A 22,698-nucleotide genomic window follows, 5' to 3' on the forward strand; every position below is an offset into this window, starting at 1 on the left:
CTACGCGGTAATAACGGGTGTCAATAATTGTATGTACAGGGCAATGCCCTCTTCCAGTTCGGAAAGGTAAATAAATTCATCGGCGGTATGCGACCGGGCCGAGTCGCCGGGCCCCATCTTGAGCGATGGGATATCCAACAGCGCCTGGTCTGAAGTGGTAGGGGAGCCATACAGGTTCCTACCCAGCTTGATACCTGACTGCACAATGGGATGCTCCCGGTCAATGGACGAGGGCTGCAACCGCGTAGACCTTGGCGTGACCTCGCTCTTCACGTGCTCTCTTATGATGCTTAGCACTTCTTCGGGCCCGTAAGCATCCGTCATGCGCACGTCTACGGTGAATTTACATTGGTCAGGCACCACGTTGTGCTGCGAGCCAGCCTGGATCACGGTCACGCTCATCTTCACCGGGCCCAGAAAACTGCTTTCCTTTGGGAATCTATACGTCCGGAACCACTCAATATCAGGCAGCGCCTGGTAAATGGCGTTGATGCCTTCCTCGCGGGCGGCATGTCCGCCCTGGCCATGGGCCACGCAATCCAGCACCATCAGGCCTTTTTCGGCCACGGCCAGGTGCATCTGGGTAGGTTCGCCTACTATCGCAAATGCTATTTCGCCAAGCTCTGGGTACACCAGCTCAATGCCGTTCCTTCCGGAGATTTCCTCTTCGGCGGTAGCCGCCAGTACCAGGTTATAGGTTAAATCTGTGCGATCATAAAAGTGTAGGAACGTGGCTATCAACGAAACCAGACACCCACCCGCGTCATTGCTGCCCAAACCGTAGAGTTTGCCGTCCTGCACGGTGGGCGTTAACGGGTCAAACGTCCAACTGGGATGCGGCTTTACGGTATCATGATGTGAGTTGAGGAGTACCGTGGGCAAAGCTGGGTTGTAATGCTTATTGAATGCCCAGACGTTGTTTTCCTTACGGTGAATCTCCACACCCCGCGCCTGCAGAAACTGCGCAATCGCCTCGGCAGTCCCTGCCTCCTCACGGGAGAACGATTGGATGGAGATGAGCTGCTTTAGTAATGCGAGTGCGTCTTGGTATAAGGTGTTGGTCATTCTTTAGTTTGTTTTTCCACTGGCACGAGCCTAGAGACTCGCGTCACATTTTTGTTTTGGGCCAGTTTTCAGGAAAACAGGCTCTAAACGGAAGATGCCAATATTCGTCTCTACTTCTCGTCAGTATACAATTTCTCTGCCTTCTGCGCCGACATTCTAATGCCTTTGATCATGGCCGAGCTGAAGCCGTTGTGCTCCATCTCATTGAGGCCGGCAATGGTGCAGCCTTTGGGCGAGGTTACTTTGTCAATCTCGTTCTCAGGATGGCTCCCGAAGTGCAGCAGGAGGGAAGCCGCACCTTTGGCGGTTTGAGCCGCCATACGTAGGGCATCCCCAGCATGGAAGCCAATCTCTGTGCCGCCCTGGGCTGCTGCCCTAATGGAGCGCAGGAAAAAGGCAATGCCGCAGGCCACCAGAGCTGTGGCTGAGGACATGAGTTCTTCCTCAATTTCCACGGTTTCGCCTACGGCCGAGAAGATTTCCTTTACCAGTTCCATGTTCTGCGGGGAGGCGTTCTTGCTGGCAATACAGGTCATGGACTCTTGGATAGCGATGGCGGTGTTGGGCATGGCGCGCACCACTTCCACCACTTTGCCAATGCGCGTAATAATGTCGGTTACGGCCACGCCGGTCACAATGGAGATGAACAGGTGGCGGCTGGGGTCAATGCTCTCTGAGATGTTGTCCAGGACACTATCCAGTTGCTGCGGCAGTATGCTGAGCACAATGATATCTGCCTCGGCTACGGCCAGCGCGTTGTTGCTGGAGGCGCGGTAGCCTTGGGCCACCATGGGTTCTAGCAGCTTGGTGTTGCGGCGGGTGAGGGTGATGTCCTCGGCGCGATACTTCCCGGAGGCTACCATGCCCTTTGCCAGCGCGATGCCCATGTTGCCGCCGCCCAGAATGGCTATTTTCTTGTACTGTTCGCTCATTGGTTCCTGTATTTTAAGCCACTGTTTAAACTATACTTTCTCCTGAAAGGACATTACGAATGAATTAGGTGAGCCTAAAGTAAACGCTGTTACAGCTTGCCCACAAAGTCCTTTCAGGATGACAAAGAGGGAATTTATCACCACGTTTTTCTCTGTTTTGAGCCTGTTTTTTAAAAATCAGGCCAAAAACGCAATTAAGGAACTGGCTTCCAGACCCGGTAGTATGTGCAGCTCCTACGAGTGTCTTTAGAGCGTAATCCTGGTTCCTGCTTTTCCGCCTGCGGCGATGTCCTGAAGCTCGGCGGCATCGCCAATAATGACTGCTTTTACGCCCTGTTCCAAGGCAGCAAACGCATTGTCCAGCTTGGGGAGCATGCCCGCAAAAATGGCCCCTGTGTTTTTCAATTCCTGATAATAGCTTGGCTGAAGGTGATGAATAACGCTGGATTCATCGGTTACATCCAGCAGGACGCCTTTTTTCTCAAAGCAGTACACCAGGTTCACCTCAAACTGCCGGCTCAAGGCTACGGCCAGGGTGGAGGCGATGGTATCGGCGTTGGTGTTAAGCATATTGCCTTCGCCGTCATGGGTGAGGGCCGCAAACACTGGGACAATGCCTTGGTGGGCTAAAGATGTCAGAAACTCCACGTTTACTTTCTCCGGACTTTCCACGTCGCCCACAAACCCGTAGTCAATATCTTCGACAGGGCGCTTGTGGGCGGGAATGACGTTGGCATCGGCGCCGGTCAAGCCCAGGGCATTGCATTTTCTGGCCTGTAGTTGCGCCACAAGGTTCTTGTTCAGCAGACCCCCATAGACCATGGTCACCAGGTGCAGGGTATTGGCATCGGTGACGCGGCGACCGTTGATCATGATGGGCTCCATTCCCATTTTCTTCCCTATCTCAGAGGCAATGGTTCCGCCGCCATGCACTAGCACCTTCAGGCCCGGCACCAGCGCGAAATCCGTCAGGAACCTCTCCAGGTTGTCGGCGTTGTCCAGCACATTGCCGCCAATTTTGATGACGTTTAGTTTTTGAGACACTAGATGTTGGACGTTAGATTTAAGATTTCCTTCTCCTTGACCTGTCTCCTGGCAGGCCAGTTGTTATTGGTGCGTAATCATTTCGGTCTGTCAGGGGACAGACCGAGGAGGCTGTATTGAGGAGGCTTCCTTCTCTCTTTTTCTGTCATCCTGAAAGGACCTTGTGGGCGAACTAGAAATGCGTTTACTCTGACGTCATTACCGTTCGCTACCAAGATCCTTCCAGGATGACAAAGTGGGTAGGAGAGGATGGGTAGGCCTAAGTTGTATTACTTTATCCCTTCCAGCAACCGTTTCAACACCGCCTGCGCGGCGAATTCACGGTTGGCGGCTTCCTGCACCACCAAAGAGTTGGGGCCGTCCAGAATTTCATCGCTGAGCTCCACGTTGCGTCTTACCGGCAGGCAGTGCATGACTTTTGCATTATTGGTATTGGCGAGGTGCTGGTTGGTGAGCATCCAGCTGGCGTCCTGGGTGAGTACTTCTCCGTAGTTAGGCTGGAAGGTGGACCAGTTCTTAACGTAAATGAAATCAGCGCCTTCCAAGGCTTCCTGCTGGTTGTAGGTGATGGTGGCTCCGTTGGTGAACTGCGGGTCCAGCTCGTAGCCTTCGGGGTGGGTGATGACAAAGTCCACGTCCGCAGCGCACATCCATTCGGCAAACGAGTTAGGTACGGCCTGCGGCAAGGCTTTCACGTGTGGTCCCCAGGTCAAGACCACCTTCGGCCGACGGCCTTTGGGGGCGTGCTCGGTAATGGTCACCAAATCTGCCAGACTCTGCAACGGGTGGCGGGTAGCGGATTCCAGGCTTACGAAGGGCACGTTGGCGTACTGGATGAACTTCTTGAGAATCTCCTCTGAGTAGTCTTCCTCTACGCTCTGCAGCTTAGGGAACGACCGAAGACCCAGCACATCGCAGTACTGGCCCATCACAGCGGCGGCGTCCTTGATGTGCTCCACGGTGGTGCCGTTCATGATGGCGCCGTCCTTTGTTTCCAGGGCCCAGCCTTCCTGGCCCATGTTCATCACCATCACGTTCATGCCTAGGCTTTGCGCAGCTTTCTGCGTGCTCAGGCGGGTGCGTAAGCTGGGGTTCAGGAAAATAAGGCCCAAGGTCTTGTGCTTGCCCAGGCTCTCATAGGCGTACGGATGCTGCTTTAACACCAGCGCTTCGCGCACCAGGGCCTCTAAATCTTCTACGTCGTGAACGGAGGTGAATTGCTTCATATTTTATGTGGTATCAAGTATCGCGTAGCAAGTAGCACGACACTAGGTTTGACAAAAACTAAAATCTTGATACGTGCTACGCGCTACGTGATACTAGCCCTGCAAATGCTTCTAAGAACCGGTCAATCTCGGTCTGCGTCACATTTAAGGCGGGCAGGATGCGGATGGTGTTTTTGTTAGAGGCCGAGCCGGTGAAGATGCGGTACTCGTCCAGGAGGGCTTTGCGGAGCGGGGCGCAGGGCCCTTCCAGTTCAATGCCCACCATCAAACCCTGGCCGCGCACTTCGCGCACGCCCGGTAAGGCTTTGGCTTTCTCCATGAGATAGTCGCCCATTCTGGCGGCGTTCTCCATCAGGTTTTCCTGCTCCATTACTTCCAATACGGCCAAAGCGGCCACGCAGGCCAGGTAATTCCCCCCGAAGGTGGTGCCCAGCATGCCGTGCTTGGCCTGAATCTCCGGCGAAATCAACACACCGCCCACCGGGAAACCGTTGCCCATGCCTTTGGCGATGGTAATCAAGTCTGGCCGGATGCCCGCATGCTGGTGCGCGAAGAACTTACCCGAGCGCCCGTAACCCGACTGCACCTCGTCCAGAATCAAGAGCGCGCCGTGTTTCCTGGCTAGTTTTTCCAAATCCTGTAAAAACTGGGGTTCCGGAATGACTACGCCGCCCACGCCCTGAATGCCTTCAATAATGATGGCCGCCACTTCATTAGACGAGAGTACCTCTTCTACCGCCACAGAATCATTCATGGGCAGAAACACCACGTTGCCAGATTCATTGACCGGAGCTACAATGGTAGGGTCATCGGTAGCGGCTACCGCGGCAGAGGTCCTGCCATGGAACGACTTCCGGAAGGAGATGACTTTCTTGCGGCCCGTCACAAAAGAAGCCAGTTTCAGGGCGTTCTCGTTAGCCTCGGCGCCGGAGTTCACCAAAAAGAACTGGTAGTCTGGGTAGCCGCTCAGTTGGCCAAGTTTATCCGCCAATTCCTGCTGCTGCGGAATCTTCACGGAGTTGGAGTAGAAGCCCATGTTATTCAGCTGCTCCGTGAGGCGCTTTACGTAATGCGGGTGGCTGTGCCCGATGGAAATCACGGCATGCCCGCCGTACAGATCCAGGTATTCGGTGCCGTTGGCGTCCCAGAGCGTAGAGCCCAGGGCCTTTACGGGCGTTATGTCAAAGAGGGGGTAAACGTCAAATAGGTTCATGGTATAGACGTAAGATTCAAGACGTAGGACTTTCCGTTTTCGGCCTGTTTTCTGGAAAACGGGCTCAAAACAGAATTTAAATTTCTTTGGCGCGAGTATTTAATTCGTGCAGGGTACTAATTTCTTTACTATAGCAACTATTTTTTTGTCATCCTGAAAGGACCTTGTGGGCAAACCAGAGTAGCGTTTTAGTAAATGCCTTTACAGTTCGCACACAAGGTCCTTTCAGGATGACAGTAAGTTTGGCTAGATGCAACCACGTTACGTTAGTCGCTTATTTTAAACCTGTTAAATTAAATCTCTCAGGTTTTCCGTTTTTGGCCTGTTTTTCAGAAAACAGGCCAAAAACGGAAATATTAAAACCCGATGGCCTTCAACTGCAGGCCGGCCCTTTCCTCTAAACCGAACAGCAGGTTCATGTTCTGCACGGCCTGGCCCGAGGCGCCTTTCAGGAGGTTGTCAATCAGGCTTGTGATAACCAGTTGGTCGTCGTGCTTCTCTATATATAAGAGACATTTGTTCGTGTTCACCACCTGTTTCAGATCTGGGTTCTTGTCGGTGACCAGGGTATAAGGGTGGCCTTCGTAGAACTGTCGGTACAGGGCTTGGGCTTCCTCCAGACTCAAATCTGAAGTCATGTAGGTGGTGCACAGGATGCCCCTGCTGAAGTTACCGCGGTAGGGCACGAACCGGATGGCGGGTTGGGCGTCTGCCTGCAGAGCCTGAAGGCTCTCCGTAATCTCACTTAGGTGCTGGTGCCCGAAGACCTTGTAGCTGGAGATGTTGTTATTGCGCCAGCTGAAGTGCGAGGTCTCGGCTAGTTTCTGGCCTGCGCCGGTGGAACCGGTGATGCCGCTCACGTGTACCTCGGCGGGCAGAGAACCGTTTTGCGCCAGAGGGAGCAAGGCCAACTGAATGGCAGTGGCAAAGCAGCCTGGGTTGGCGATGTTAGAAGCGGTTTTAATCTGCTCGCGGTTCAGTTCGGGCAGGCCATACACAAATTGCCGATTGCCTAGGGAAGACTTCTGGGTTAACCGGAAATCCTGGCTCAGGTCAATGATTTTCACCGAGTCGGGTAGTGGGTTGGTGTCCAGGAATTTTCGGGCATCGCCGTGGCCTATGCAGAGAAAGAGCACATCTACGTTGGTGCCCAACTCATTGGTAAAGACCAATTCCGTGTCGCCCAATAGATCAGTGTGAGTGTCTACCACCGGTTTGCCGGCCTGGCTTTGGCTATGCACGAAGCTGATGGCTACGTGCGGGTGGTGCACCAACAGGCGCAGCAGCTCACCACCGGTGTAGCCAGCTCCGCCCACAATGCCCACTTGTATTAGGTTATTTTGCGCCATCTTCGCCGTTGATTAAGCGGTACATCATGGTCTGGTTCCCGAAGATCTTGGAGAAGCCTTTCACGTCTTCGCCAGACCAGGCGTTGTTCATCTCGCCGTATGACCCGAATTTAGAAGACATCAAATCATGGTCTGACTCAATGCCCTCTACCTGGAAGCGGTAGGGCGCCAGAAGCACGTATACTTTTCCGGTCACGGTTTTCTGCGTGTCTGCCAGGAAGGTCTCAATGTTGCGCATGGTAGGGTCCAGGAACTGACCTTCGTGCATCCAGTTGCCGTACCAGGTGGCCAGGCTGTCTTTCCAGTAAAGTTGCCATTTGGTGAGTGTGTGTTTCTCCAGGGCATGGTGCGCTTTGATGATGATCATCGGGGCAGCCGCCTCAAACCCTACGCGGCCTTTAATCCCAATGATGGTATCGCCCACGTGAATGTCGCGGCCAATGGCATAGGCGCCAGCAATCTCTTGCAACTTCTGGATCACGTGCACCGGGTTGTCAAACATGACGTCATTTAACCCAACCGGCTCCCCGTTTTTGAAGTGCAGGGTAATGCGCTCCGGCGTTTCTTTAGAAAGCTGCGTAGGGTATGCCGACTCCGGCAAAGCCTGGTCTGAAGTCAGGGTTTCCTTTCCGCCTACGGATGTTCCCCAGATGCCTTTATTAATAGAGTACTGCGCCTTCTGGAAATCCATCTCCACGCCGCGCTCTTTCAGGTAAGCGATCTCTTCCTCACGGGACAGTTTCAGGTCCCGGATGGGGGTGATGATCTCCACGTTGGGGATGAGGATGTTGAACACCATGTCAAACCGCACCTGGTCGTTGCCGGCGCCGGTGCTGCCGTGGGCCACCGCCTCGGCACCCACTTCTTGGGCATATTTGGCAATGGCCATGGCCTGCGAGATACGCTCGGCGCTCACCGAGAGGGGATAGGTGTTGTTTTTCAGCACATTCCCGAAGATCAGATACTTCAGGCAGGTCTGGTAGTAGTTGTCGGTTTCGTCTAAAGTTACGTGGTGGGCCACGCCCAGACTCTCGGCCCTCCGGGCGATTTCCGCCAGTTCCTCCTCAGAGAAGCCGCCGGTGTTCACAATGGCCGAATAGATTTCATAACCTTGTTCCAGCAGGTACTTCACACAAAAGGATGTGTCTAAACCGCCACTGAACGCGAGAACTACTTTTTTCATTTTATTGAGTGATTGAGAGATTGAATGATTGAGAGAGTTTTTATTGAATGATTGAGAGACTAAATGATTGAGAGAATGGGTAAATCTTTATTATCTCAATCATTTAGTCTCTCAATCATTCATTATCCGCCTTCGGCGGAACGAAGAGCATAGCCGTGCACAGGCAGTTGCTGCGGTCCTTGGCGGTTAAGATGTCAAAGTTGACGCAGCTGCGGCAGCCTTTCCAGAATTCCTCGTCTTTGGTGAGTTCTGAATAGGTCACGGGGCGGTAGCCCAGGTCTGAATTGATTTTCATGACCGCCAGCGCCGTCGTTAGCCCAAATATTTTGGCATGGGGGTATTTGGTGCGGGACAGTTCAAAGATTTTCTCCTTAATACGCTTAGCCAGACCGCTCTTGCGCAGGTGCGGCGATACAATGAGGCCAGAATTGGCTACGTACTCGCCGTGGCCCCAGGTCTCAATGTAACAGAACCCGGCCCAGCTGCCATCACCGCTGAACGCAATGACGGCCTTGCCTTCGGTCATTTTCTTGGCCACATAGTCTGGGGAGCGTTTGGCAATACCGGTGCCGCGGGCCTTGGCAGAGGCCTCCATCTCATCGCAGATCTGTTGGGCGAAAGGGGTGTGCTCTTCCGTAGCCACCACCACAGTAAAATTATTTTGAGTAGTTTCCATGGAAACAGATGCAATTGGCTGCAACTCCACAGCCGAAGCGTACATACGCATTGCTATATGGTTTGATAAAATAAATAAAGAGAAAAGGGGTGTACCCAATGGTAACATTGGCATACAGAGATGAGTCCGGTTTGGTTGTAGTCAACAACCTAGCCAGTGGCCTAGCGCCTGGGTCGGGTAAGGTAAATGGGTTGAGAAAAAACTGTTCTAGGAAGAACAGAAAAAAGCGCACTCCCCAGTATGGAGCGTTTTACCGTTGTGAGCACAACTGATAAAAGCGACTTTTTATTCATTTCTAAGATCTATAATAAACGAGCGGCTTGTGTGTTTTCGCTTCGCCGCAAAGTTTTCATATTAATAATGTGAAAAGCAAGACTTTGGTTCAAAAAAGCTTTATGATCTTAATTTGGCAGTAATAAGTGTTGTTTGTTGGTAATCAATTGGATTAACGCTGTTTTTGTTAGCTATATTATAAAAAAGGGAAGTGCAGGTTTTTGTTCGCCAGAAAGGCGGACAGAAAGGGGAAATAAAGCCTATATATAAATTATTATATATTTTATGAGTTAGGTTTTATTGTGGTTTAGGGGGAAGAGAAAAAAAATGAGGAAAATTGCTTTCAGATTTAGGGTTTTTGCTTACTAAGCTGTCATATAATGTGTTAGGTGAAGTTTTGGTAATGATTTCTTTACTTCGGCTTATGGCAAAAAATCAGGAATTTGTTATTAAATATCTTTTCACCTAATATTAGCTTTCCAAAACCTATTATTAACTAACTAAAACTAAAATGAAGAAACTCTTACTTTTTAGTCTTCTTCTGCTGTCAATGGTCATCCAAGATGCCATTGCCCAGACTAAGACTATCACAGGAAAGGTTACTGAGGCAGGTAACAACCAAGGAATGCCTGGGGTGACTGTATTAGTAAAAGGAACCCAGGTGGCAACAGCCACAGGTGCTGACGGGTCTTATTCTTTAAGCGTCCCGGCTGGAAGCACTACGTTAGTATATAGCTTTGTAGGCTATAAAACTGCAGAACGCGCCATTGGCAGCAACACTACATATTAACGTAGCGCTGGCCACTGACTCTGAGCAACTGCAAGAAGTTGTGGTAACAGCTTTAGGTGCAGAAAGAACAAAAAATTCACTCCCCTATTCCGCGCAGCAAGTGCAAGGTGAAGCTATCACCATTGCCCGTAACCCCAATGCTGTGAACTCGCTGGCTGGTAAAGTTGCCGGTCTGAACATTACCCAGAACAACACTATGGGTGGATCTACCAACGTAGTAATGCGTGGTACTAAATCCATTACTGGTAACAACCAGGCCCTGTTTGTAGTGGACGGTGTTCCTATCAGCAACGCTAACACTAACAGCTCTAACCAGAGAACTGGCCGTGGTGGTTATGACTATGGTAACGCTGCCGCTGACATTAACCCAGATGATATTGAGTCAATGAGCGTACTGAAAGGTGCTGCTGCTACGGCTCTTTATGGTTCACGGGCTGCCAACGGTGTAATCATGATCACTACCAAAAAAGGTAGAAGAGGTCTTGGTATCACCATGAACAACGGTGTAACTGTAGGTTTTGTAGACAAGAGCACTGCTCCTAAATACCAAAAACAATATGGTGCTGGTTATGGCCCTTATTACGGTCCAGATGAAGATTCTTACTTCAATGAGCGTGATATGGACGGCGACGGCAAAGTGGACTTAGTGGTTCCTTTCACCGAAGATGCTTCTTACGGAGCCCCTTTTGATCCAAATTTGATGGTATTCCAGTGGAACTCCTTAGACCCAACTTCTCCGCTGTACCGTAAGGCTACGCCATGGATAGGCGCGAAGAACGATCCTAACTACTTCTTTGACAAGGCAGTGTCTGTAAACAACAGCATTGTATTAGATGGCGGAAATGACAATGCCAGCTTTAAATTAGGCTTTACCCGCAACGAGGACAAAGGTATTCTGCCAAACAGTAACCTGACCAAGAACATGATCAACTTTGGCGCTACTTACAATGTATCTCCAAAATTGACTACCAGTGCTTCAGTTAACTTTACTAAAGTAGAAGGCTTGGGCCGTTACGGAACTGGTTACAGCTCCTTCAACCCAATGCAGCAGTTCAGACAGTGGTGGCAAACCAACGTTGATGTGAAAGAGCAGAAAGAGGCTTATTTCCGCAACAAGCAAAACATCACCTGGAACACGCGTAGCGCTACTGACCTGAGACCTATCTACTCTGACAACCCTTATTGGGTACGTTATGAGAATTATGAGAATGATGAGCGTTACCGCTATTTTGGTAATGTAATGGCTACTTACAAGTTTACTGACTGGTTTAACTTGATGGGTAGAGTAACTCTTGATTCTTATGATGAGATGCAGGAAGAAAGAAACGCCATTGGTAGCACCGGTACGCCGTACTACACCCGTTTCAACAGAACTGCCAGAGAGTACAACTATGACCTGATTGCCAATTTCAACAAAATGGTAGCTGGTGGTGATGTAAGCTTATCTGGTTTAGTGGGTGCTAACATCCGTAGAAACTATTCCAGCTCTCTTTCTGCTATCACCAACGGTGGTTTAGTAGTGCCAAGATTGTACGCTCTTTCTAACTCCAGAAGCCCAATCAATGCTCCTGTAGAATATGACGAAAAACAAGGTGTGGATGGTGTATTCGCCAGCGCCACAGTTGGTTACAAAGAGACTCTTTTCTTGGATGCAACGCTTAGAAGAGACAAGTCTACTACCTTGTTATCACCAAACAATGTGTTCTATTACCCTTCAATTGCTACCAGCTACGTGTTCTCTGAGCACCTGAAAGAAACATTGCCATGGATGAGCTATGGTAAAGTTCGCTTGAACTATGCTGAAGTAGGTAATGATGCGCCTCCAATGTCTATCTATGATGTATATGACAAACCAACCGGATGGGGTTCAACTCCTTTATTCTCTCTGTCTGGTACTAAAAACAACCAGGAGTTAAAGCCAGAAAGAACCAAGTCTACAGAGGCTGGTCTTGAAATGGCGTTCCTGCAAGGCCGTGTTGGTTTTGACCTGACTGTTTATAAAACAAACACTGTTGACCAAATCCTTCCTGTAAGCGTTTCTACTGCCACTGGCTATAACTCTAGATTTGTAAACTCTGGAGAGGTAGAAAACAAAGGGGTAGAGGTTTCTGCTTTTGTAACTCCTGTTAAGAGAGATGATTTCTCTTGGACCATGAACGTGAACTGGTCTTTGAACAGAAACAAAGTTCTTTCATTGTATGATGGTGTTCAAAACATCTCTTTGGCTACTTACCAAGGTGGTATGTCTTCTAATGCTACCGTAGGTCGTCCGTTTGGTATGCTGCGTGGTCAAGGCTTCGTGTACAAAGACGGTCAGAAAGTAGTAGATGAAGATGGTTATTACCTGCATTCTTCAGCTAGCACTGAAATTGGAGACCCTAATGCAAACTGGAGAGGTGGTGTTTCTAACACTTTAACCTACAAAGGTGTGTCTATGTATTTCTTAGTGGATGTGCGCCAAGGTGGAGATGTATTCTCTTTGGATAACTTCTACGGCTTTGGTACTGGTCTTTATGAAGAAACTACCCGCACCAATGATTTGGGTAACCCATCACGTAGCCCAATTGCTCAAGGTGGTGGTGTAATCTTGCCAGGTGTGAACGAAGATGGTACTCCTAACACAACCCGTGTTGAGAACGGAGAAGGTCTTTATGGTTACTACATGCCACAGGAAGCCCATATCTATGACGCTAGCTACGTGAAATTGAGAGAGGTTTCTTTGAGCTATTCATTACCTGCTGCATTTGTTGCAAAATTGAAACCATTCGGTGGAATTGATGTTTCAGTGGTTGGAAGAAACCTTTGGATCATCCACAAAAATCTGCCTTATGCTGATCCAGAAGATGGATTGAGCTCTGGTAACTTAGGTCAAGGATATATTTCTGGTAGCTACCCAACTACCCGCAACCTGGGCTTTAACCTTAGATTCAAATTTTAATTAGGACAAAATGAAAAGGATACTATATTTCTGCATCCCAGCTTTGCTCTTCATGGCTCCGTCATGCGTAGATAGCTTAGATGACTATAACATTAATAAAAAAGCCGCTACAGATGCACCAGGCGCAACCCTTGTAACCAGTGCAGAGCGTAGCTTGGCTATTATTACCTCTAGTTCTAGTGTTAACAACAACCCATTCAGATTCTATGCTCAATACTGGGCGGCCACTACGTACCCAGACGAAAGTCAGTTCGTAATTGCCACCAGACAAGTAGACAGAAACTTCTGGGATCCATTGTACCGCGATGTTCTGGCAGATTTAAAGGAGGCAAAGAGGCTGATCACTGCTGATGCTTTCTTAGATCCTAAGATCAAGGCCAACCAGTTAGCTTCTATTGAGACATTAGAGGTGCTTGCCTGGTCTATCCTGGTAAACACGTTTGGTGACGTTCCTTACTCACAGGCGCTTGACATCACCAACGTTTTGCCAAAGTATGATGATGACGCTGCTATCTATGCAGACCTGATTGTACGTCTTGACAAAGCCATTGGAATGTTTGATGCTAGTGCTACTGGTTTAGGAACCGCTGATTTGATTTACAGCGGCAGCACTGCCAGCTGGATCAGATTCGCGAACTCTCTTAAACTGAGATTAGGCATGACCATTGCCGATGTGGATGCAGCTAAAGCTAAAACTATGGTAGAAGCCACCGCTGGAAAAGTATTTACTTCAAATACCCAGCACGCGGCTATCAAATTCCTGGCTACTACTCCTAACACTAACCCGGTTTATTCTGACCTGGTATTGAGCGGAAGAGCTGACTTTGTAGGAGGAAACACGCTGGTTGATAGAATGAATACCCTGAATGACCCAAGAAGAGATGATTACTTCAAGGCTTTGGCGAACGGGACTTTCAAAGGTGGTACAGTAGGTGCACCAAACTCCTATGCTGCTAACTCTGCCCCAGGCGCCAAGTTAGAAGATCCTACCATGCCAGGTGTTCTTTTATCTTATGCAGAAGTTGAGTTCTTATTAGCTGAAGCAGTAGAAAGAGGATTTAACGTAGGCGGAACCGCTATGAGCCACTATGATGCAGGTGTTACTGCCTCTATTCTTGAGTGGGGTGGAACTACTACAGAAGCTACTCTTTACTTAGCTCAGCCAGAGGTGAACTACCTAACGGCTCCTGGTACGTACAAGCAGAAAATTGGTACCCAGAAATGGATTGCCCTTTACAGCAACCCAGTACAAGGCTGGACCGAGTGGAGAAGATTAGATGCCCCAGCGTTGGTAAAACCAGCTGCTGCCATCAGTGCTATTCCGCTTCGTTTAACCTACCCAACTACAGAATTTAACAGTAACGGTGACAACGCTAATGCAGCTGCAACTGCTATTGGCGGTAACACAGTTACTTCTAAAATCTTCTGGGACAAATTCTAAGTTACTCTAAGCTCTCAAGGGCTTATAGATCAAAAAGCTCTGGCAGAAATGCCAGAGCTTTTTTTATGGGCTTGCCTGACCAGATTAATAGCTTGCAGAATCCATGCATATAGTCCTCCTGCCATCGCAATGCGTATTGCTGGGTTTTAGTTTAGCTTACAATACGTGTTCCTAAAGCAAGCAGAATAGGCTAGTACCTAAAATAATGTTTGAGATAGAACTGGGAAAGATTCAGGGGATCTATTGCTTTAAGGCCCGGATAGGCTTTAGATAAAGAAGCGGTGTAAGTAACCGCAAAGACACAAAGCCTATGGCCGTATAGGTGACGATATACTTAAATAAAGTGAAACGGATCTGATGGTAACAAGTCGTTTGGAAGACTAAGCCTAAGAGAATGAAGGGGGCTTTAAGCATCAGATGCCGGGTATTTCTTTACTGCATTGAATAAAAAAATGGTTATAAAAACCTGGGCCACCTGCAAAAGAGATCTGTCTTTTACGGGTGGCCCAGTTCTATAAGGAGATACTTCTAAAGGAAGATGAAGGCTATCGGTTAGTCATTTTAGAGCTTAAAGCAGTGTTGCGGTCTAGTGGTGGTTAAATTGCAGCCGCAACAAGTTGGCGTAAATCCCTTCAGGGTTATAGGCTAACTCCTCATGGGTGCCGGCCTCGGCAATCTGGCCACGGTCAATCACCAGAATCTTGTCTACTTTTCTAATGGTAGCCAGGCGGTGGGCAATAATGATAGTGGTGCGGTCCTTCATCAGCTCATCCATGGCGCCCTGTACCAGCATCTCAGACTCAGAGTCCAGGGAACTGGTGGCTTCATCTAAGATAAGAATAGCCGGGTCTTTGAGAATGGCGCGGGCAATGGCAATGCGCTGGCGCTGGCCACCAGACAGTTTAATGCCGCGTTCCCCCACCACGGTTTCCAGCCCTTCGGGGAAAGATTGGATGAACTGCAGGGCATTGGCCTTTTGGGCGGCTACCATTACTTCTTCTTCGGTGGCGTTGGGCTTTCCGTAGGCAATGTTTTCTTTGATAGTACCGCCAAACAGCAGAACCTCCTGGGGCACAATACCCAAGTTGCTCCGGAGCTCATGCAGGTGCATCTGGCTGATGTTCTGGCCATCTATGAAAATACCCCCCTGGTCTACCGGGTAGAAACGCATGAGCAACTGGGCAATGGTAGACTTGCCGGCGCCGCTGGAGCCCACTAGGGCTATTTTTTCGCCAGACTTGATCTCAAAGTGAATGTTCTGGAGTACTTGCAGGTCTGGTCGGGTAGGATAGGAGAAACCCACATGGTCATAGCGTACGTTACCGTTGAACCTTACCGGAGAGGTAGCAGCGGCCGCTAAGTCCTGCTGTTCTACCGGCATGTCCAGAATCTCCAGAATGCGCTCAGAAGCTCCTATAGACACCTGAATCTTGGCGTATAAATCTCCTAAGCCGGCTACGGAAGCACCAATAAAGGAGGTGTAGAGGATAAAGGAAGTAAGCTGGCCAAAGGTAAGGTCTCCGCGCTGTACCAGGGTTGCACCGTACCAGATCACCAGAATAATGCCGCCAAACAAACCTATGATAATAAACGAGATGAAAGCGCCCCGGTAAAAAGAGGTACTAATGGCCGTTTTCACGGACCGGTTCAGGGCCTGGCGGTAGCGGTTGATCTCAAACAATTCATTAGTAAAGGCCTTCACCACCTGTATGGCTTGCAGCGTTTCTTCCACAATCACGTTGGTGATGGCCAGCTCATCCTGGGTTTTGCGCGATAGCTTCTTAAGCCGCTTGCCAAACACCATGGCCAGAATCACCAGCACCGGAAACGTAGCCAGCATGAACAAAGACAGCTTCACGGAGATGAACATGATAAAGCCGATGCCCACCAACAGCGTGGTCACCTGCCGGAAAAGTTCGGCCAGGGTAATGGAGAACCCGTCCTGAATGTAGCTTACGTCTGAAGTGATGCGGCTGGTGATCTCGCCCACGCGGCGGGTTTCAAAGAAGGTGAGCGGCAACCCCATAAACTGGGAGTAAAGGCTTTTGCGCACATCGGCAATGGCGTTTTCGCTTACCTGGGCAAAGAAATAGACTCTAAAAAAGGAGAAGATTCCCTGCAGCACAATAACGGCAAACAGAATAAGGGCAATAAGATTGATGTTCTGGCCCAGGAACGTGGATTTGCCTACGGCTGCGTCAATAAGCTGTCCGGTTACCGCCGGGAATGCCATGAACGTAAGGCTGGAGAACAGCAGGAACGCCAGGCCAATATAAAACTTGCCTTTGTAAGGCAAAAGAAATCTGAATATCTGAAGGCCGCGCTGCAGTTTTTCTTTGCTGAGCTTGGTTTTTCCTTCTGTCTCAAGTTCGGGTGCGGTACCCGGCCCGAAGCCTCGTTTTGCCATGCAATCCTTGTTGTTTGGTAAAAGTCATCCTGCCCATTGGCAGCATCTGCGTTGCCTGTTCCTGGAACGGTGCTGTTTTGGGCCTGTTTTCTTAAAAACGGGCTTAAAACAGGGTTCGGCTAATAGAACAAAGAAAGCAACCCGCAAAGGTAGGCATTACCCATGACTTACCACAGCCCCGGTAGAGGCAGATGGCCGAAGGGAGGAAAATTTGTCCTTTTTCCCGGAAAAGAGCCATAATCCCAGAAACGTGAGCAGGCCATTCAGCAGCAGAATCTCAAACCCAAACTGGTAGCCCCAGAACCAGTCAGCAGAATTCAGGCTGATCACGTAGGTCAATACCAAAGACAGAACCGCAATAAAAGGCACGGCCTGATCCCGGACAGCCCGCCTGGTCAGTAACCCAAAGCTATACAAGCCCAGCAACGGACCATAGGTGTAGCCCACCAGCGTGAAGAGCGTGGCAATAATGCTCTGGTCATTGTACAGTTTAAAGAGCAGAATCACCCCCAACAATATAGCTGAGAAACCCAGGTGCACCTTATTTTTAAGCGGAATCCGCTCCGCCTCGGGGCGTTGTTGGAAATTAAGGAAGTCCACGCAGAAAGCGGTAGTAAGGGAGGTAAGCGCGGAATCAGCGGAGGCGTAAGTGATGGCGGTAATACCCAGGATAAAGGCAATACTGGCCACCGGCGGAAAGTGGTGCAAGGCCAATTCCGGAAACACGTCATCGCCTTTTGCGGGCAGGGCAATTCCTTTCTGGTTGGCATAGAAATACAGCAGAGCCCCCAGACAGAGAAACAGCAGATTGACCACCACCAGGATTACTGTAAACCAAAAAATGTTCTTCTGCGCCTCGGGCAGGCTTTTACAGCTCAGGTTCTTCTGCATCATGTCCTGGTCCAGGCCGGTCATGGCAATGGTTATGAAAGCGCCGGCCAGCAACTGCTTCACCACGTAGTTAGGCGCCTTGGGATCCCACTCCCAGAGGTGGCCATAGCCGCTGTCTTTGATGGTCTGAATGGTGCCGGCAAAGGAGAGGTGCAGTTCGGTAGACACCAGCCAGATGCTCAGGCCCAGGCACAGTAGCATGGCCAGGGTCTGGAGGGTATCGGTCCAGATAATGGTTTTCATGCCGCCCCTGAACGTGTAAAGCCAGATAAAGCCAATGGTAAGCGCCACGGTGCCGGCAAACGGAATGCCCAGGGGCCCAAACACCGCCAATTGCAGCACGCCGGCCACCAGATACAGCCGCAGGGCCGCGCTTAAGGTGCGCGAAAGCAGGAAAAAGGCGCTGCCCGTTTTATAGGACCAGAACCCGAACCGCTGTTCCAGGTACGTATAGATAGACACCAGCCGCAAGCGGTAATATAAGGGTAGCAGAAACAGGCCAATGACCAGGTAGCCCAGCGAGTAGCCCAGCACCATCTGCAGGTAAGTGAAACCGGTCTTCTCCACCATGCCCGGAATAGAGACAAACGTGATGCCCGAGAGGGTGGTCCCGATCATGCCAAACGCCACCACGTACCACGGCGAGGCCCGGTTAGCCAGAAAGAAACCCGCCGTAGACTCACCCTTCTTGCTGGTCACCAGCGAAATGACCAGCAACAGGCAAAAATACCCGACAATAATACCTAAGATAATAAGTGGCGACATGGATAGGTGACTTCTTCTTTGTTTAAATGCTCACAAAAGTACGGCAAAGGCCTGTAATCAGCGGTGTTTTGTTTTAGGCCTGTTTTCCGGAAAACGGGCCTAAAACGGGAAATGGTGCGGGAAAGGCGAACCAAGGGGTAAAAGAAAAGCCCCTGTTTCGGGCCTATTTTCTGTAAAACAGGCCCGAAACAGGGGCTAAAAAACTTAGGTGGATAAAGGTTATTCGATGGCGGTAACGTCTACAAACTCAGAGTTCTTACGGGAGATAGAAAGCAGCCCCAGGAACGTTAACAGGCCGTTCAGCAACAGTACCTCAAACCCGAACTCATAGCCATAGAACCAATCTACAGAGTTGGCACTGATGATGTAGGTGAGCACCGGCGCCAGCACGCAGATAAAAGGCACCAAGTTGTCGCGCACCGGGCGTTTAGTAAACACGCCAAACGAGTAAAGACCCAGCAACGGACCGTACGTGTAACCGGCCACTTTGAAGACCGCCTGAACCACGCTTTCGTCATTAATGACCTTGAAGATGATGATCACCAGGGCCAGCATGGCAGAGAAGCCAAGGTGTACCCAGTTCTTGTACCTGATGCGCTGCGCCTCGGGGCGATTCTTAAAATCAAGGAAGTCTACGCAGAAAGAGGTGGTCAGCGCGGTAAGGGCTGAGTCAGCCGAGGCGTACGTAATGGCCGTAATCCCCAGAATGAAGGTGATGCCCGCCACCGGCGAGAAGTATTTCAGGGCCAGTTCCGGGAACACCATATCGCCTTTTTCCGGAAGGGTTATGCCTTTGGCCTCTGCGAAGAGGTACAACAAGGCGCCTAGGCTCAGGAACAGGATGTTTACAAACAGGATAATGATAGTGAACGAGAACATGTTCTTCTGTGCCTCTTTCAGGTTTTTGCAGCTCAGGTTTTTCTGCATCATGTCTTGGTCAAGCCCTACCATCACAATGGCAATGAACATACCAGAGATAAACTGCTTCAGGAAGTAGCGTTGGTCTTTCCATTCCCAGAAAAACACCTGCGAGTACTTGCTTTCTGAGATGGTGTTCACCATGCCCTGGAAGGAAAGGCCCAGGGAATCATTGATCATGACAATGGTAATACCCACGCAGACGAGCATGGCCAGCGTCTGGAAAGTATCGGTCCAGATAATGGTTTTCATACCGCCCCTGAACGTGTACACCCAGATCAGGGCAATGGTAATGATTACGGAGATCTCAAACGGTACGCCCATGTCATCAAACACGGCCAACTGCAGCACCCCCGCCACCAGGTACAGACGGAACGCTGCCCCCAGCGTACGGGCCAGCAGGAAGTAAGCTGCACCCGTTTTATAAGACCAGAACCCGAAGCGCTGCTCCAGATAGGTGTAAATGGACACCAGGTTCAGGCGGTAATACAGCGGCATTAACACCAAGGCCACCACAAAGTACCCCAGCATGTTGCCCAGAATAAGCTGCAGATACGAGAACTGCACCTTTTCCACCATGCCCGGCACCGAGATAAACGTCACCCCCGAAAGCGAGGTACCGATCATCCCGAAGGCCACAATGTACCACGGCGACTTCCGGTTAGCTAAGAAGAAGGAGTCAGTAGATTCGCCTTTCTTGCTGGTGAGAAAAGAAATGAAGATGAGAACGCAGAAATAGAGGGCAATGATGACCAGAATAAACGTTGAAGACATGCGCTGGGACTAGGGTTTTGGTTTGTCTGTATGAAGCAAATATAAGTAAAAAAGAATACCCGGGCTCTTTATCATAGACCATTGTAGAGGAGGCTGGCTACCACCTAAAAAGAAACCCTTCCGGCAGTAAGCCGAAAGGGTGAAAGTTAGTATTTGCCAGGAAGGGATGCCAGGTTAGTAGCCCCAGGGAGAATTGAAGCCGCCGCCGTAGTAATCGCCATACCCGTAATTATTACCGCCATTGCCGTAGCGTATACCGCCAGACACCGTCACGTTAGGAGCCACTTGGTAGTGGGCCTTGAACTGAAAGCCCTGGCTGGGGTAGTGGCCATAGGTGAACGGATTGCTGTTGTAGCGGTTGTTAAGCGAAGGGTTAAGGTCTTTCCAGACGCTGCCGCTCAAGAGAAGTTTTTCGGTCATGGCATAGGTGCCGCCCACGTGCAGCAGGTATTGCCGGGCCGGGGTAGCCGCCATCATGGTAGCAGAAGCGCCCTCGCGGGTAGAAGCCCTAAACATAGGCCCGCCCCAGGTCTGGAGCATGGTCAGGGAGCTGAACACGTGCACGCGGGGGCTCACCCGGTACTTCACACTTGGCTCCAGGTAAGAAACCGACCCTAAATTGCTGAAGCCCGCACCCGCGTTAAGGCCGTAGCTTACCCTGGGCACAAAAGCTGCCGGAGCCTGCATGGTGTCAGGGGCCACAGAAGCAGTCTGCGCCTGCGCCTGCCCGGGAAGAGAAAGACCCCAGCAAACCAGCGTGAGGCTGAAGAATCCTATGATAGATTTATATAAGGTCATATTGAAAGGCTTTCCAAAGTAAGTGGCAAGGGCCATTGCCTTGCGTCTCTCCCACTAAGATAGTGTATTTACCCGTCTAACGAAACAACTGCTTCCCTAGTCTATTCCTTAAAACCGTTTTGGGCCTGTTTTTAAGAAAACAGGCCCAAAACGTACATAGGTTTCCGTCCCTTATTTCGCCTGCGGGCGAAGCCAGGCTTCCCGGCGGGCTTTGGCTTTGGAAGAAACTTTCTGACCGGTTTTCTCCAGCGGGACCAGGTTGAATTTAGGTTCGGGGGCTAAGGTGAGGGCAACGGTTTTCTTCTGGCCTTGCTGCACCACTTCCAGCTGTACCTGGTCGCCGGGTTGGTGTTTGGTCAGGAGACTGTCCAGCATTTTGTAGCTGGTGAGCTTCTGGCCGTTCATGGTGAGCAGCGTGTCGTCGCGGTCCAGGCCGGCCTGGTAGAGGGGGCTGTTTGAAAAGGTGCCCTGCGCAATAACGGCTTTGTCATTCTGGAACTTCAGGCTTTCCCAACCCAATACCGGCGTTTTGGAGGGCTGCAACTGTAAGCCCATTTCCTGGGCCAGGGCCGAATACGGCATAGATTCCTTGCCATTAATGTGCTTCTGGAAGAATTCCTGCGCGAAACGGGCATCTTTGGTCAGGTCAGCCAGGGCTTTTTCCAGGTCAGGCAGGGTATACGGTTTTTCAGGCTTGCCAAAGCGTTGCCAGAGCAGGCGCATGTAGTCATCTAGGGTCAGGTTCTTGAATTTGGTGCGCAGGGTAAAGTCCAGGCCCAGGGCGATGGCGTTGCCGTAGGTGTAGTAGGAGATGTAGGTGTTGGTGCGGTTGGTGGCGTCCACGGAGCGCGAGGCATCTACAAACGGGGCCTGCTGGCTCATCTCCACCGGCGTGAAATACGCTTTGCCCGGAGAAACAGCCAGGGCCAGAATGGGGCTGGCGGCGGTCTCCAAGTAATTGGCTTGGTCGGTGACGCCGGCGCGGTGCAGAAGCAGGTTGCCGTAATAGCTGGTAAACCCTTCGGCCAGCCACAGTTCCCCGCTCATGTTGGCGTCATTGAAATTGAAAGGCTCCAGGCTCTTAGGCCGAATGCGCTCCACGTTCCAGGCATGGAAGAACTCATGGGCCAGGGTGCCCAGGTTTGGGTTCATGCCGGTTTTAAGGGTTCTTGAACTGGTAATGACGGTGGAGTTGCGGTGTTCCATGCCATCGCCGGGCGTGCCGGGCATGTAGCAGGCAATAAAGGTATAGGTGCCGAAGTCAAAGGCCGGTAGCTCGCCAAACACGGCCTGGCTTTCCTGCACAATACGTTTGGCTTTCTGGGTGTAGTCGTCCAGTTCCTGGGCCGTGCCTTGGTGGTGCATGCCAATGCGTATCTTCTGCTCGCGGCCTTTCTCGGTGACGGTCCATTCGCGCCACTGCAGGTTGGCCAGTTCGGTGGGGCTGTCCATGAGGTACTGGAAGTTGGGCGCCGAAAAGGTGAGTGGGACCGTTTCGGGTTTTAGTTGGGTGGCGGCGGTCCAGTTGCTGCCCGCGGGGGCAATGAACTTCACCTGTACCGGGGCGTTCTCCAGGGCCTGCGCGTACATGAAGGTGGCCGGGGCGTTGAGGTGAGCGTGCGCCGGGCTAACCCCGGCATAGGTGCCGTCCGGGTGGTCGGCAAATAGGGTGTATTTTACGGTCACCGTGCCGTCATGGCCGGTGATGTTCCATTGGTGCAGGTTGGGGCGGGTAAACGTGAGGGGCTGGCCTTTTCCATTGGTGGCAGATACGCTGTAGACGTTCTTCGCGAATTCATGCAAGGCGTAGCGGCCCGGCGAGGAGCGGGCCATGCGCACCTCCAGGGTGGGGGAGGCAACGCCGGTAAAGGTGGCAGTCACGCTGGCCTCATGGTGCAACGCATTCTCAAACGAAACCTGGTAATTGACGCTTTGCTGGGCCTGGGCCGGCAGACCTAAGCTGCAGAAAGCCACGGCCAGAGCAACCCAAAAGTTTTTCTTCATAGAGGAGGAAT

Annotated in this window: 15 protein-coding genes and 1 pseudogene; 3 read left to right on the forward strand and 13 right to left on the reverse strand. The window is 50.8% G+C overall.

Annotation, left to right across the window (positions count from 1 at the left end):
• From TH63_RS01960 to TH63_RS01995, 8 genes and pseudogenes are all read right to left on the reverse strand, one after another.
• Entirely contained in the window at nucleotides 1-1,065 is a 1,065-nt protein-coding gene (locus tag TH63_RS01960; RefSeq protein WP_048919448.1) for a M20 family metallo-hydrolase, read from the reverse strand.
• A 110-nt stretch (nucleotides 1,066-1,175) separates the two neighbouring features.
• Nucleotides 1,176-1,997: a pyrroline-5-carboxylate reductase gene (proC, locus tag TH63_RS01965; RefSeq protein ID WP_048919449.1), complete on the reverse strand. Its 822-nt coding sequence runs from the start codon at nucleotides 1,995-1,997 to the stop codon at nucleotides 1,176-1,178.
• A 246-nt stretch (nucleotides 1,998-2,243) separates the two neighbouring features.
• Nucleotides 2,244-3,041, reverse strand: coding sequence for an acetylglutamate kinase (gene argB / locus TH63_RS01970; protein WP_048919450.1), 798 nt, complete (start codon nucleotides 3,039-3,041; stop codon nucleotides 2,244-2,246).
• A 269-nt stretch (nucleotides 3,042-3,310) separates the two neighbouring features.
• Entirely contained in the window at nucleotides 3,311-4,267 is a 957-nt protein-coding gene (locus tag TH63_RS01975; RefSeq protein WP_048919451.1) for a Rossmann-fold NAD(P)-binding domain-containing protein, read from the reverse strand.
• Nucleotides 4,268-4,343: 76 nt separating this feature from the next.
• Nucleotides 4,344-5,480, reverse strand: coding sequence for an aspartate aminotransferase family protein (locus TH63_RS01980; protein WP_048919452.1), 1,137 nt, complete (start codon nucleotides 5,478-5,480; stop codon nucleotides 4,344-4,346).
• Nucleotides 5,481-5,836: 356 nt separating this feature from the next.
• Nucleotides 5,837-6,829, reverse strand: coding sequence for an N-acetyl-gamma-glutamyl-phosphate reductase (gene argC / locus TH63_RS01985; RefSeq protein ID WP_048919453.1), 993 nt, complete (start codon nucleotides 6,827-6,829; stop codon nucleotides 5,837-5,839).
• The gene (gene argG, locus TH63_RS01990) at nucleotides 6,816-8,012 is read right to left on the reverse strand and encodes an argininosuccinate synthase (RefSeq protein WP_048919454.1); all 1,197 of its coding nucleotides are present in this window, start codon (nucleotides 8,010-8,012) and stop codon (nucleotides 6,816-6,818) included. Before argG ends, argC begins: the two co-directional genes overlap by 14 nt.
• Before the next feature lie 130 nt (nucleotides 8,013-8,142).
• Nucleotides 8,143-8,688 (reverse strand): annotated as a pseudogene (locus TH63_RS01995) (GNAT family N-acetyltransferase); the annotation flags it as partial.
• A gap of 784 nt (nucleotides 8,689-9,472) precedes the next feature.
• Here TH63_RS01995 and TH63_RS20835 point away from each other — a divergent pair.
• The 3 genes from TH63_RS20835 to TH63_RS02005 are packed head-to-tail and all read left to right on the forward strand — an operon-like array spanning nucleotide 9,473 to nucleotide 14,130.
• A complete protein-coding gene (locus tag TH63_RS20835) occupies nucleotides 9,473-9,751 on the forward strand; it encodes a carboxypeptidase-like regulatory domain-containing protein (RefSeq protein ID WP_316931940.1) in 279 nt (92 codons plus the stop codon).
• Complete coding sequence (locus TH63_RS02000; protein ID WP_316931941.1) at nucleotides 9,729-12,689, forward strand: SusC/RagA family TonB-linked outer membrane protein; 2,961 nt, start codon at nucleotides 9,729-9,731, stop codon at nucleotides 12,687-12,689. The genes TH63_RS20835 and TH63_RS02000 overlap by 23 nt, the downstream gene beginning before the upstream one ends.
• Before the next feature lie 52 nt (nucleotides 12,690-12,741).
• Nucleotides 12,742-14,130, forward strand: coding sequence for a SusD/RagB family nutrient-binding outer membrane lipoprotein (locus tag TH63_RS02005; protein ID WP_231583533.1), 1,389 nt, complete (start codon nucleotides 12,742-12,744; stop codon nucleotides 14,128-14,130).
• Nucleotides 14,131-14,716: 586 nt separating this feature from the next.
• On the opposite strand, the gene TH63_RS02010 is transcribed toward TH63_RS02005, so the two are convergent.
• The 5 genes from TH63_RS02010 to TH63_RS02030 form a co-directional block, all read right to left on the reverse strand.
• Nucleotides 14,717-16,537, reverse strand: a complete 1,821-nt coding sequence (locus tag TH63_RS02010) for an ABC transporter ATP-binding protein (RefSeq protein WP_048919456.1) — start codon at nucleotides 16,535-16,537, stop codon at nucleotides 14,717-14,719.
• Between the two features lie 156 nt (nucleotides 16,538-16,693).
• On the reverse strand, nucleotides 16,694-18,193 hold the full coding sequence (locus tag TH63_RS02015) for a sodium:solute symporter (protein ID WP_048919457.1): 1,500 nt from the start codon (nucleotides 18,191-18,193) through the stop codon (nucleotides 16,694-16,696).
• A 219-nt stretch (nucleotides 18,194-18,412) separates the two neighbouring features.
• Nucleotides 18,413-19,885 (reverse strand): sodium:solute symporter, encoded by a 1,473-nt coding sequence (locus tag TH63_RS02020; protein WP_048919458.1) that lies wholly within the window; start codon nucleotides 19,883-19,885, stop codon nucleotides 18,413-18,415.
• Nucleotides 19,886-20,059: 174 nt separating this feature from the next.
• Nucleotides 20,060-20,683, reverse strand: a complete 624-nt coding sequence (locus TH63_RS02025; RefSeq protein ID WP_156180303.1) for a hypothetical protein — start codon at nucleotides 20,681-20,683, stop codon at nucleotides 20,060-20,062.
• Nucleotides 20,684-20,854: 171 nt separating this feature from the next.
• A complete protein-coding gene (locus TH63_RS02030; protein WP_076606381.1) occupies nucleotides 20,855-22,687 on the reverse strand; it encodes a M61 family metallopeptidase in 1,833 nt (610 codons plus the stop codon).
• Nucleotides 22,688-22,698: the final 11 nt, after the last annotated feature.

Source organism: Rufibacter radiotolerans (assembly GCF_001078055.1).
Taxonomy (GTDB): Bacteria; Bacteroidota; Bacteroidia; order Cytophagales; family Hymenobacteraceae; genus Nibribacter; species Nibribacter radiotolerans.